11 protein-coding genes are annotated in these 12,402 nt (G+C 46.4%); 4 read left to right on the top strand and 7 right to left on the bottom strand.

Annotation, left to right across the window (positions count from 1 at the left end):
- Nucleotides 1-57 precede the first annotated feature (57 nt).
- The gene (locus EKM87_RS10570; protein ID WP_125684574.1) at nt 58-3,153 is read right to left on the bottom strand and encodes a YfhO family protein; all 3,096 of its coding nucleotides are present in this window, start codon (nt 3,151-3,153) and stop codon (nt 58-60) included.
- A 614-nt stretch (nt 3,154-3,767) separates the two neighbouring features.
- Entirely contained in the window at nt 3,768-5,225 is a 1,458-nt protein-coding gene (cls, locus tag EKM87_RS10565; protein WP_125684572.1) for a cardiolipin synthase, read from the bottom strand.
- A gap of 118 nt (nt 5,226-5,343) precedes the next feature.
- Here cls and EKM87_RS12415 point away from each other — a divergent pair, with 118 nt between their 5' ends.
- Complete coding sequence (locus tag EKM87_RS12415; RefSeq protein ID WP_164506488.1) at nt 5,344-5,499, top strand: hypothetical protein; 156 nt, start codon at nt 5,344-5,346, stop codon at nt 5,497-5,499.
- A gap of 156 nt (nt 5,500-5,655) precedes the next feature.
- On the opposite strand, the gene EKM87_RS10560 is transcribed toward EKM87_RS12415, so the two are convergent.
- Nucleotides 5,656-6,474 carry a DNA/RNA non-specific endonuclease gene (locus EKM87_RS10560; RefSeq protein ID WP_125684570.1) on the bottom strand — a complete coding sequence of 273 codons (819 nt, stop codon included), beginning with the start codon at nt 6,472-6,474 and terminating at the stop codon, nt 5,656-5,658.
- 271 nt (nt 6,475-6,745) lie between these two features.
- Here EKM87_RS10560 and EKM87_RS10555 point away from each other — a divergent pair, with 271 nt between their 5' ends.
- The 3 genes from EKM87_RS10555 (at nt 6,746) to EKM87_RS10550 (ending at nt 7,887) form a co-directional block, all read left to right on the top strand.
- Nucleotides 6,746-7,288 carry a hypothetical protein gene (locus EKM87_RS10555; protein ID WP_125684568.1) on the top strand — a complete coding sequence of 181 codons (543 nt, stop codon included), beginning with the start codon at nt 6,746-6,748 and terminating at the stop codon, nt 7,286-7,288.
- Between the two features lie 58 nt (nt 7,289-7,346).
- Nucleotides 7,347-7,517, top strand: a complete 171-nt coding sequence (locus EKM87_RS12410) for a hypothetical protein (RefSeq protein ID WP_164506487.1) — start codon at nt 7,347-7,349, stop codon at nt 7,515-7,517.
- Between the two features lie 73 nt (nt 7,518-7,590).
- Nucleotides 7,591-7,887: a hypothetical protein gene (locus EKM87_RS10550; RefSeq protein ID WP_125684566.1), complete on the top strand. Its 297-nt coding sequence runs from the start codon at nt 7,591-7,593 to the stop codon at nt 7,885-7,887.
- 472 nt (nt 7,888-8,359) lie between these two features.
- Here the strand turns inward: EKM87_RS10550 and EKM87_RS10545 are convergent, their stop codons facing one another.
- From EKM87_RS10545 to EKM87_RS10530, 4 genes are all read right to left on the bottom strand, one after another.
- Entirely contained in the window at nt 8,360-8,998 is a 639-nt protein-coding gene (locus EKM87_RS10545) for an HAD family hydrolase (protein ID WP_125684564.1), read from the bottom strand.
- Nucleotides 8,999-9,361: 363 nt separating this feature from the next.
- Nucleotides 9,362-10,696, bottom strand: coding sequence for a C1 family peptidase (locus EKM87_RS10540; RefSeq protein ID WP_125684562.1), 1,335 nt, complete (start codon nt 10,694-10,696; stop codon nt 9,362-9,364).
- Nucleotides 10,697-10,850: 154 nt separating this feature from the next.
- Complete coding sequence (locus EKM87_RS10535) at nt 10,851-11,495, bottom strand: TetR/AcrR family transcriptional regulator (protein WP_125684560.1); 645 nt, start codon at nt 11,493-11,495, stop codon at nt 10,851-10,853.
- A 263-nt stretch (nt 11,496-11,758) separates the two neighbouring features.
- Entirely contained in the window at nt 11,759-12,217 is a 459-nt protein-coding gene (locus EKM87_RS10530; RefSeq protein WP_125684558.1) for a MarR family winged helix-turn-helix transcriptional regulator, read from the bottom strand.
- Nucleotides 12,218-12,402 lie beyond the last annotated feature (185 nt).

Below are 12,402 nucleotides of genomic sequence, written 5' to 3'. Positions count from 1 at the left end.
TAGCAAATTTTACGCCAAAAAGCGCCTCTCAAATTCGAGAAGCGCTCTTCTTAGCAATCATTGAGATTTTCTACGTCCACGAAACCATCGCCAACAACTTTCAGCTATTAAAATCAGTCCCCCTAATAAGGTGACTAGCGCACCCACTAACAGACCCGGGGTCCGATACGTCAACCGAATCTTATGAGTTCCAGCCGACAATCGAGCGCCCACAAAACCATCGTTGACGACCTGCGTTTTTACCTGCTGACCATCGACCGCTAAGTGCCAACCATCCGAGTACGGAATTGACGTTGTTAACACACTCGTTCGCTGCGGACTGACTTCTCCAGTCACCTGATTATCCGTCACCTTGGCATGCTTCAACCCCCGCTGTTGCGCAGCATGAACTTGCTGGTCGTAGCTCTTACCAAAGGGCATTGCGAACAATTTAGCTGACTTAAAGTTAATCTGCCGTGTCGCATTAAAGGTAACGGTTATCGTTTCCCGTCGTTGCTTAGAGTACCCCAGGTTCAATAACACCTGATGCTTTGGTTCGTAATCCGAAAGATTATCCACCCCAAATTGAGAAAACATTTTCGATTGATTACGGGTCTGAACTTTGACCCAATAATCTCCTAAATCTGGTGCGCTAACAGCATCCCGCCAGGCATTTAATTTAGTCAAATTAGAACGTGGTGTTGCCCCCAGAATACTGGTATTGTCCTGGTCTTGCAGTTGTCTCTTAGTCGTCAATTTTTGTGACGTAATACCATCCAACGCCAAATAGAGTTCCGTCCCCTGGGCCTGCTTTGGCCGTTTTAGCGTTAACGTATAGCTAATTGGTTGCCCTTGCGCATCACTCGTCATCTGGTGAAGACCATCTTGATTTGCCTGCGTGGTTGTCTCAAGAACCTGTTGATTCCGCGTCAGCACCCTATTTAAAGCTGTCTGCTGGTTATTCAAATCAACCATGGGCCCATAAGTCTTAACCTCTTGCTTAGTCAGCAGACCGTTCTCATCGACCTTCAGCTCTGGTGTCTTAATTGATGACCCATAATTATCCAATTGCTTATCGTTTAAGCCAGTCTTCTGACCTGCGATTCCTTGCTTCAACCGATACTGAATAACCTTATTGGTACTATAAATAACCGGAATTGCGTTCGGTGTAACTGTATAAGCCAACGTTCGTTTGGGTGACGTATAGGCGGTTTTAGTAACGTCTTTAAATGGCTCATTAGTCACCGCGCCTTGCGTCAGACTACGTTCCCGATCAACACCACTAAGCTTACGCCAAGCGTTCGCTGACAATGCTTGCGGTTGCGTGTATACCAAGGGGAAGTTAAGGTTAGTCGTTAAAATTTGTGTGCCAACACCGTTAGAGAGCGCATATACCGGTTTTTCTGGATACACTTTCTTCTGAGCATGATACCCATATGGTAAGGCAGCGTGGTTGGTCACCTGATCTTCCCGTGCAAATAAATGCTTAACCCCCAGCAATTGGTTCAGTGAAGAACGACTATCCGCCTGCCCGATTGGCGCGTTCATGGCATATTCCGAGTTTTGTAAGTCACGGCTAAATTGCCCAACGTAACCATTCTGAACAGAAAAATAGGACATCGTCCCCCGCAACCCGTGACTCATCGTCATGTTGTTGCCAACCGTGCGGAATAGGTTGAAGTTCCGCGTAGCGTTCACCCGCGAAAAGGCTGCCGTCTTTTTTATACCGTGATCAGCGCCATCAAAGTAATCCAGAATATACCGCGTAGCATCGTGCCGTCGTATCTGTTGAGTTGCCTGAACGCCAGCATTAGGATCATAGTATCCCCAAGCGTTATTGACCAAGTTCAGACCAACTAAAATACAAACCAAGCTGACTAGCCACCGGGCAGTTAGCTGGGCACCACCCCAGATCACGGCAACCAAGGCCAGCAATAAACAATAGGTAATCAAGTCCCGCTTAGCATTGCTAAACGTCAGACCATTACAAAGGTAAATTACCGCCAAGAGCGCAAATGCACTGCCAGCTAACCAATAGCGATCCGTCCGGGTTAACGTCGTCAAGTGTTCCCACAGCGTCATCGTTGCCAATCCAAAAGGAATTGCAGCTAACAAAATCCACCGATTAGAAGGCGTCGACAGCACATTAAAGAATGCCGCTACCGCGGGAATCCCTAAACCGATCACAACTGCCACTAACGTTCCCGCTAGCCAGCGTTGCTCCCGCCAATGGACTAGGACGTACACACCGCCCAAAAAGGTCAGTCCACTGACCCCCAATACCGCCCAGTAACTCAGCGTATTTCCGGTGGTTAGAATAGCATTTCCTAACTGTAAATAATAACCATTGGGATATAACCATAGTCCATTGGCAAAAACTGACCCGGTCCGGGTTGACTTCAGCATCATCAGTAGCGATGGTAGCAGCAGTATCCCCGAAACGAAAACACCAGTGACCGCTGCTGCTATGAAGCGCCCAATAGCTGGCCGCCATTTAACCGCTAACGCCCCTTGTCCTTGCAAACTGAAGAAACGAATAACTGCATAGATTAAGCTACCCAGCCCCAATATGTAGGCAAAATAAAAGTTACTAAGGATAGTTACACCCGTCATTAACCCTAGAAATCCCCACCCTTTGCCTCGTAGGATTCGGTTAATCCCGACAAACAACAGCGGTAGCCAAATCATGGGCAATAGGAAGAACGGATGGTGGACGCCAACCATTAGGGAATACCCCGTAAAGGCATAGGTAATGGCCCCCATCAAGCGACTTCCCGGGCGAAAATTATAGCGCCGGGCAAATGCTAGAAAGGCTAATCCGGTCGCATAGAGGCGTAGGACGATAAATACGCCATAACCAGTCTCTAACCATCGCGTTGGTAATAGTGCTAAGCCATAGGCAAAGGGATCACCAAGGACGTAATAAGCCAATGTCGTGAGCTTATCTGCTCCCAGTCCCATTGTCCACGACCAGCCTGCCAATCCGGCAAATCCAGATTTCACTAACAACTGGTGCAGTTCCAAAATAACGGGATAATGTTGGGTGATCCCGTCCATATTCCAAATCAATGTTCGGTTGGCTAGGCCAAACACCCCAAAACTAAGTGCCGCGATCACCATAAAGGCCAGGCTATACAAAACCCATAATGGCCAACGGTGGTGTGCGATTTTCATGATGACAGCCTCCAATTAATTACTCAAGTTCCCCGGTCCTTTTAAACCGACTTACATTAAATCTACAAATCAAACCACTCCGTGTCAATCTTTCCCGACATAAGATACCTGATTTTAATGTTTCACGTGAAACGTTTGCATCAGTGCTCACTAAATCTCGCACGGTCAAGCACGCACCACGCCCCCTACGCCCAGGCTTTGATACCGAGCTAATTTGAAATGACCAGTGCTAGCAGTTGTTCAACTATACCGGAAGCCATGACCAATGTCAGTCATTATCTCCGCTCTTCGTACCCAACCATTAAGATGAATAGTCGGTCTGTCAATTACCCTGTAACTTGGTTGTTTTAACTTTTCATTGCTATCGGGTACGTCCTCAAGTACTGTTAACAAACCACGAAAAAAAGCCCGTGATCACTCACGGACTTTCTCACACATACATACTAGTCTGCTGATGTACGATGCACCTTAGCTGACCGGTGAAACACCGGCCTCAATCCAGCTAAAGACAAGCTAATCATCTCAGCGCCACCATCATACACCCGAATACCATCAGACCCAATTATTTAGCATTTTATTAGACGTTTACCTGCCCAACACAGCTAATAGATTGGCTACAAAATTGGAGATAGTAACCGAGACGCCGTCTGCTTAAACTTCAAGTACAACGACTGTTCGTCAAACATTTCTGGTGTAATCAACTCGCTGTGCCGCATATCGGCTTCATAGATTTCCTCTAACTGAGTTGCCACCTGTGGATCATATATAAAGGCATTAATTTCGAAATTCAGTTTAAAACTACGGTAATCCATATTGGCTGAGCCAACGGAAGCAATCCGGCCATCAACAACCATCGTCTTCGCATGAATGAACCCATTATGATAATAATAGATTTTCACACCATCATCGGCGAGTTGCCGTGCGTAATACTGCGTTGCTCGGTAGACGAATGCGTGATCCGGCTTGTCTGGAATCATGATTCGAACATCGATCCCCGCCATTGCAGCAATCCGCAACGAGTCCAAGACACTGTCATCCGGAATTAGATAGGGGGTCTGAATCCACAACCGCTTCTCAGCAGTTTGAATCAATCGCATGTACCCCATCTTGATTTGCTGTAAGTCCGAATCTGGACCGCTGGAAACAATTTGTAAGCTCGTTTCCCCTTTGACCTTCGTCAATGGAAAATACTTGTGTTCAATGCGGTCATCCTTGAACGGGTGATCACGATCCGTCGCATTCCAATCCAACATGAACCGCGCTTGAAGGGAGAAGACCCCTGAACCAACTAACCGCAGATGCGTGTCACGCCAATAACCAAATTTTTCTTTGCGGCCAAGGTATTGATCGCCAATGTTAAACCCACCGACATACCCAATCTGTCCGTCAATCGTCACAATTTTTCTATGGTCACGGAAGTTCAGCCGAAAGTCAATAACGGCTGACCGGGTGCCCAAGAAGGGCTCCACGTGGCCGCCCGCCGCCATCAAAGGTTTAAAGAATCGTTTCCAGGTTCCCATGGACCCCCAAGGATCGTAAATGACCCGCACTTCCACCCCCATCTTGGCCTTCTTGACCAATAAGTCCAAGATGTCATTACCAATCTGATCATTGTAAAAGGTGTAAAATTCAATATGAATACTTGAGTGCGCGCGTTCAATGTCTTCCATCATTAAATGAAACAGGTTATGACCATCTGTAATCACCCGCACCCGATTTTTACGGGCTAGAAATGCATGATCCGTTTCCATAAACATGTTTACCATATTGATAACTGAATGGCTAATTTCATCTGCTGGCATAACTTGATTGCCAATCTCTTCACGCTGTTGAGATAACCGTTCCTCAAGTTGAACGGCTACCTGTCTTTGCAGACGAAACATGCGCCCCTTCGGTAGCTTTCGGCCAATAAAGGCGTAGGCAATAAAGCCAACCACTGGCAATAATACCAACACCAGCATCCAAGCCCACGTCGCTGCGATATCGCGTTTTTCTCGAAAAACAGTTACCAGGGCCAGTGTCGTGTTAATCAATACGATGATTTCCAGGATGAGCATGTAATTCACGTTCACGTGTAAACCCTCCTCTATTCTCTGTGATTTCATGATACGCTAAATCATTCAAATGTCTTTACTTTTCTTTAACTTTTTTGATATTTTAATTCCCAAAATTCAAGGAGGTCCTGCGACCATGTTTACTCACTTCACCACCCTGCTCGGTGGCTTGCACGGCACCAATTCTTTTCGAATCGTTCGGTGGCTCTTCCGTGACAATCCCACGGTTGGTATCATCGTACTAGCTGGCATCATCCTCTATGCAATTTACCGGTACATGAATCGCCATTAAAAATCGATCACCGCTACTTTCATCGCCAGTAATACGCATCATGATAAATTTGCTTGTCTGAAGACAGAAAAGAGACCGGCAATTTCTCCGGTCTCTTGCTTTATTAGAACTAATTAAGTGTGTCTCTGATGACCATGCCGTAATCCCCGTTACACCCTAAAAACTGGCTGCGGGATCACCGTATTGACTGGTCCCGGTAGCATAATCAATTTTAACGCCTGCTTGGATGTTAAAAATATAAACATTATATGAAATCCCCGAATTTTTGACCGATTTGGCCTGCATGTGCACACCTCGGGCTACCAATTCGCTCCCACGGAACACTGGCTGAACTTGATAGCGAACATAATCAGTAGGATGACTCTTCAAGTAACTTGCCACTGGATTCTCGTAAGCGGTCATCCCTGGGTCATTCAGTGACCGCGTTCCAGTCATCAGGTTCTTTAAATTATTATTCTGACCCGTCAGCTGGTACCCAATCAAGTGACTTCGGTTATACAAATACCCCTTCTTACCATTAACCGTATAGGCCTTGTTTTTCCATCCCGTTGGACTAACGTAGAGTGGTTCTCGTTTGGCCGTTGGCATGGTGCTCTTACTCAGGAGTGCATTCGCCGTGGTTACCCGATTAAGGTCGTCCAGCGCACCATAGGTTGCCCAGGCGCCCTTTTTCGTCGACAGTTCAGCCGATGTGAACGTTGGCTTGTTGTGATTCACCGCAACAATCTGAGTGCCCGCATACTTTTGATCAGCAAGTGCCTTGGTGGCAACTGATTGTTTCGGGGCTGACGTTGCCGAGCTACTGCTACTATCCTTGGTCGCACCGCCAACCAAACTTGAGGCCACATTAATCACTTTTTTAGCCGTGGGATTTCCTTGGCTGCTCAACCCACCAATTGCCCCAATCGCAATCACTAATATTGCCGCATAAATTGAAACCGTACTTCGGCGACGCCCCCGACGACGTTTACTCATAACTTACTGGTCCCCTTTCTCTCTTCGCAAAACTAACGGCTTTAATTTTACCAGAAGAACATACGTTTGTCTCTGCTAATTTATTATTAATAATTAAATAGTCGAAAATTAATAATAAATAACAAACGACACCGCACGTAACTTAACACTTTTTTAATTGCCCCGTAACTATTTACCCCGGACGACCATGCTATACTGTGGGTGGATAGAAGTAGATGGGTTTGTGTGTCGCGCACAAAACTGTTATCATTTTCGATGAGGTGATTGAGATATGAAGAAATCCCGAATTTTTGCCGCCGCCATGGGACTGTTAGCAGTATTTGCTATCGGTCTTGCTGGCTGCAGTAACAGTAGTAGCAAGTCGGGGAACAACCAACAAGCTAGCTTCAAAAACAAAACGACTAAGAAGTCTGACGTTAAGTCAACGTTAACCAGTTCGACCAAACTCTGGTACGTAACTGGTGCCGTGAATGCCAAGAGCAACTCAGGTCTTGAGGCTTACCGTTTCAACAAGGATGGTAAGGTGACCGTCTACAACGTCAACAAACTCTACAAGTCTTACAGCGCCGCTAAAAAGGCCAACGCTTTGAACAAGGAAGGTACCCTTAATACCACGTTCAAGACTAAGGGTGACGACACCGTAATCAACTTCAAGGGGAAGTTATCTGACATCCCAATGACGCAAAAGTTCACGGTTAAAGACACACTTACTGGCAAAAACAAAGATAGTAAGTTAAAAGTTGCCGGTTATCACATTTCACGTGACGTCGACCAAGATGTTACCAAGGCTGTGATGGTTAAGGTTGCCGAATAAGAACCTAATGCTAAACGGTGCTGCACCTGCAGTGCCGTTTTTTTGTGGAGGAATTGACATGAAAAAATACCTACCCCTTACCCTGGGCATACTCTTCGTCGGTGGCATCGTCCTCTATCAACGCTACCGCCATCTGAGTGGCATTGTCCTGCTGGAAACTGCCATCCTAGGTATCGCCGCTGTTTTGGGCGTTCTGCATCTCATTCGCTTTTGGCGTGACCATCACTAACTTGGCACCGGTAAAACGGACCGGCTGACAGCGCTCTCACTTTGGGTTATGATGGTGCCAAAGGAGTGTGATGATGATGATTAAACACAAGTTTATCGTGGATACTGACCCAGAAGTCCTGCAGGAACATAAGGAATATTTCACCAAGCTGGTTAGCGAGAATCCCTGGCTGATTCCCGCAACTATTTCGTTAGAGATCATCCCCGTTTCCCTGATGATTCATGGGTTTTGGAAAAATCGGCAACTCAAAAAGCAGGTTCAAATTGAAAAAGAACGTACAAAACAGTTTCAGTTAGAACGTCATTCCGGCTGCCGGCCCAGTGGCAAGCCCCGCCCACTTGCCGATCGTCTTCATCACAATCAACACTAAAACAACGTAACCGACTCTGCGTGAGTCGGTTTTTAATTAGCTGCAATTTCTAATAGAATTTTTAACGAAATGTAACATAATAAAAAAGTTATGTAATACATACGAATATCTTGAATTTGTTTAGTTTTGACTGTCTGCCCTACGCATTTTGTTGATTAATCTGCCTTTAACAATTAGAAAAAAGTAATCCAACCCCCGGTTAGACCTGAATTAATGGGTTTTCACCTACTCATTAGATTGTTTTTATAAATATCATTGCCTATGCGTAAGGAAAGTTCACAATTTCTTCACATTTACCCGTTACGATACAAGCATACCAATATAAACCTATTAACCAACCTTTTTTCATTTTATTCACCAAATAAAATGAAGCCCCTTGCCCTAACCAAGTAAGCGGTTCTGACCGTCCTCTAACCAGGGACGGTCTTTTTTTTATCAAAAAACCAGCCACAGAGGACTGGTCAACACTTAGCTAAATTGTTAATAATTCCATCGGTGTCCGTAACAAATAAGTCGGCTCTTCAGCCCTAACTGACTCCGGATCTGCCGCACCCCACAACGCTGCGGCGGTGGCCACACCAGCGTTATGGCCCATCTGCATATCATACTTGGCATCACCGATCATAACACTCTCAGCAGCAACCAGATCAAAGCGGTCCACCAGATTTAGAATGCCATCCGGGGCTGGCTTATAGTTGGCAACGGTATCGGATCCACTAATGGCCGCAAATGTCGTGCCCAAGCCGACCTGATCAAGATTGCGTTGTAGGGGGACGGAATGCTTACTAGAAACCACGTAAAGCCGCTCACCGCGTGCTTTCAGTTCAGACAAGGTGTCTGCCATCCCCGTAAACAGGGAAATCCCCAACTGCTCAGCCTGCTGATACTGCTCTCTAAACGTTGTATATAACGACTCCAATTCCGCAGCCGTTAACGCGTGGTCAGCCATTTTAGCAAAGGATACCTCAATTGGCACCCCCATATAGCTGACCACCGCAGCTCGACTGGGTTGGGTTAATCCTCTAGCTGCAAAAGCTCGTTGAGTCGCAATCACGGCGACATTACGGGTATCTGCCAGTGTACTGTCAAAGTCAAAGAAAAAGTTGTGCATTCCGAATCACCTCATCAAATTTAGCTATCTGTACCTCTTCCTTAGTTTACCCGTAACCTTGTGTGAAATACCAGTCACAAGTCGTTTTATCCTAAATTATCAGTAGGTGTTTCACATGAAACAATGCCAGTTAGCCAGTCCACCTTCGCCTCACCAACCGGTCGTTCAACCTAATTCGTGGCCAACTCAAAAGGGTCTGAGAACAAAAGTCTCAGACCCTTTCTGTGCACCGAACGTATTATGGTCGAAACGTGCAACAAAAGGCAGTCAACTCCGCTTAACCCCGATTGACTAACAATCCAAGACCGTCTATCGACGTTAATGCTCATTGACTAACTGCCTTTTTATCGCACTCTGTTTTGATTATTGTAGTGAATCCCATGCAGGTAATGGTTCTGGTTCCGTCGTTAGCAGTGCTTGTTGGCCAGCTGTCAAATAACGCTTGTGAACGACGACCTCATAAACGAAATCGTCCATCCAATCGTCCGTCATGACAAAGTAACCCTTGTCACCATTCTTTTCACCCCAACTGTTTTCAACCTTCCAGCGGGTAGGTTCGTCCGCAACCAAATCGACACCGGTCAACGTCATCGCATGTGAGACCTCCGCCTCACCAGTTGCCAAACGTTGCGCTTTCGTCAGGCCCAGGTCGACACCAAACAGGTCACTGATCTGATAAAGATGGCTGTCGAGGAACCCCCGTTCGCGACTCATCTGTTGGAGGACATCATTCCCAAACCACACCGTATCACCATCTTGCAGTTGGGCAATGGCGGCTTGCTTCAAGTCTGCCATTGGTTCATTGAGCATCGTGATGTGCTTCCCACCAACGATGTTATCCTGACTAGGCAAACTGTATAAGCGGTCAAATGGCTTATCCGGTGAGTTCGACAGAACCACGTAATCGTCCAAATCAATGTCGAAGTACTTGTCAAAAAAGTCCTGTGGTGTCAGGCCGGCATCCCGATGATAGTGGTGCTTATCATCCTTATATTCCAAGTCAAATGTGGTTGGTGGTTCACCGAAGGCGTAGGCGGCCATGCGATAAACTTCCTTCAAGGCAGCAGCTCGGGTAGCAGCAATCTGTTCTTCACTGGCGCCGTCTGCCACCAACTTTCGGAGCGTGAGCGCATCCTTCCGCAACTTCAGATTTAAGGCAGACCCGATACCCGTCGTGTCAGTCGTGTTAAAGGATTCTGGCATAACACTTGCCGGAACGACCCCATATTTTTGAACTAACGCGGCACCCATGGCCCACTGACCACCGTCATCGTCAGGTCGTTGCAGGAAAAATGCGACTTCCCGGTCATCCAATGGTTTATCCGCGGTTCGTAGAATATTGTTGTAAAACATATTGGCTCGTTCGATCCGGTCCCAGAAAAATAAATAACTCTGAGATAACTCAAAATCTTTAACCCCATACTTCGCAGCAAATTGATGACGAATTGTATTCAGTGTTGAAAATAACCAGCACCGGCCAGAATGCTTCTGATTAGAAACTTTGCCGGTATCTAATTCCACGGAAAATGTTCGGTCTAGGCGGACCGTTGCTTGCGGGTCCTCAGCTGCTGCTAATACCCCATTCTTAATAACTGCTCGACTAATGACATCGTGTGCGGGTTGTTGCTGTAAATCAGCATGTAAGTCTGCCGTCTCTGCGGGACTTAAGACGTGTGCCTGTTGACTATCTTTTGGCATAAAAAGCTCCTCTCTGTAGGACGTCCATAAACTTTCTCATGGAAATCTCATAATAACCATAGATTCATTCTAGCGCTCCCCCGCCCGCAACGCAATTAATCTTGAGAATAAAAAAAGGAACCGGCTTAACCCAGTTCCTCGTAGCCAGCATCAGTTATTCCGGTGCCAAACCTTTTTCTAAAAATTTAATTATGAGGGTTGCGGCACTCGTTACATCTTCATTCGTTAAAGTACTCCGCACTAACTGCGTCAACATGGTCCCAATCATGAACTGCGCGATTCGGTCATTAGGCCAGTCAACCAGCTCACCAATAGCTTTTAAGTGGTCTAAAACTGGATACAAATTTTGTTTCAACAACGGCACCATCCGGGAAATCGTTTGGTCTCGTAAGTCGTTTCTTACCAAAATCTCCGTAACCATTATCCGTAAAACTGACTGGTTTGCCACCACAAATTGCATCCGATCATTCACGACCGTCGCTACTAGATCATGACGAGATGAATAAGTTTGTCCCACCACCTTTTCGGCAAATTCCGAAACTAGTTTGGGCAAGACATCCGTCATAAACGGCGCCAACACACCAGCCAGCAGTTCATCCTTGGTTCGATAACGCCGGTAAACTGTTCCCTCGGCTACACCAGCACGTTCCGCTATCTCTTTCGTCGTCGTGCTGGCAAAACCTTTTTCAGCAAACAACGATAGACTAGCCGCCAACACCTGCTTCTGCTTAGGCGGAATATTTCCGCTGGCCGCCATCACTTCCTGAAACGCCGTCTGAATATTTGTTTCCTTTACCATTTGCCAATACCCTCCGCTAATTCATGATGACCATCCTATCGACGTGAGAGCACTTACTCTCGGTCAACTGGACTTTTACCAGCACCGCCAATGATTATCCCCGCTATGTTTACTTTTAAAAAACGCCCTTTTAGTGAGTGAACGCTCACCTTTCTTCCTATAGTAAAGCGGGCTAACCAATAAGTCAACTAGCTTATCAACTAGCGCCCATCTACGGACGACCAATTAAAAAGAGACCAGCCCAACGGCCCAGTCCCTCATCCTCACTCGTTATCAATTCCTGGCATTTCATTATGTACGGCTCGCAAGGCTAGCTGACGAATCTCAGCGACCAGTTCGTCATGATGTTCCGGTGCAATGTCCGTCAGCAAATTATCCGCGACCTCTTGGCGCAGCGTCGCAATCTTAGGATAAAGCGCTTCTCCCTTCTTCGTCAACGACAGCTCATAGACCCGCTTATCCAATTTAGACTGGCGCTTGCGCACGTACCCCAAATTAACTAGCTGGTTGACCGCCCGCGTCACGTTACTCGGATTAAGGTACGTCAAACTGATCAGCTTATCTTGGGTCATCTTTGGCTGCTCGTGAATCCGCAGAATGTAGTAGTACATGCTAGCATTCAAGCGGTACGGCTGCAAGCGCCTATCTAAGGCGATTCGCGTATAGCGAGTCATAATTGAAATCCATTTTAAGATGTCCGAATCGTTATTCCTGGTAACCAAAGTACCGTCCCCTCCCTGAAAAATACGTGCGCAAGCATATACTAAATATCATGGCATGTCAAGCTAACACTAGCCAACTAACATGCCACAAAAAAACGCGATGATCACTGCTATAGTCCCCTTAAGGTTGACAGATGAAAAACTATAATTCATCTGTTAACTTTAAGGGGATTTTTCTATGCCTA

This window comes from Levilactobacillus yonginensis (genome assembly GCF_003946265.1).
Lineage (GTDB): Bacteria > Bacillota > Bacilli > Lactobacillales > Lactobacillaceae > Levilactobacillus > Levilactobacillus yonginensis.
The sequence above is the reverse complement of the archived record's forward strand: the minus strand, read 5'-3'. Positions and strand labels throughout refer to the sequence as shown.

Coding starts and splice junctions, on each gene's coding strand:
- EKM87_RS10570 (WP_125684574.1), bottom strand. CDS start 3,153: ATGAAAATCGCACACCACCGTTGGCCATTATGGGTTTTGTATAGCCTG.
- EKM87_RS12415 (WP_164506488.1), top strand. CDS start 5,344: ATGTTTACTCACTTCACCACCCTGCTCGGTGGCTTGCACGGCACCAAT.
- EKM87_RS10560 (WP_125684570.1), bottom strand. CDS start 6,474: ATGAGTAAACGTCGTCGGGGGCGTCGCCGAAGTACGGTTTCAATTTAT.
- EKM87_RS10555 (WP_125684568.1), top strand. CDS start 6,746: ATGAAGAAATCCCGAATTTTTGCCGCCGCCATGGGACTGTTAGCAGTA.
- EKM87_RS12410 (WP_164506487.1), top strand. CDS start 7,347: ATGAAAAAATACCTACCCCTTACCCTGGGCATACTCTTCGTCGGTGGC.
- EKM87_RS10550 (WP_125684566.1), top strand. CDS start 7,591: ATGATGATTAAACACAAGTTTATCGTGGATACTGACCCAGAAGTCCTG.
- EKM87_RS10545 (WP_125684564.1), bottom strand. CDS start 8,998: ATGCACAACTTTTTCTTTGACTTTGACAGTACACTGGCAGATACCCGT.
- EKM87_RS10540 (WP_125684562.1), bottom strand. CDS start 10,696: ATGCCAAAAGATAGTCAACAGGCACACGTCTTAAGTCCCGCAGAGACG.
- EKM87_RS10535 (WP_125684560.1), bottom strand. CDS start 11,495: ATGGTAAAGGAAACAAATATTCAGACGGCGTTTCAGGAAGTGATGGCG.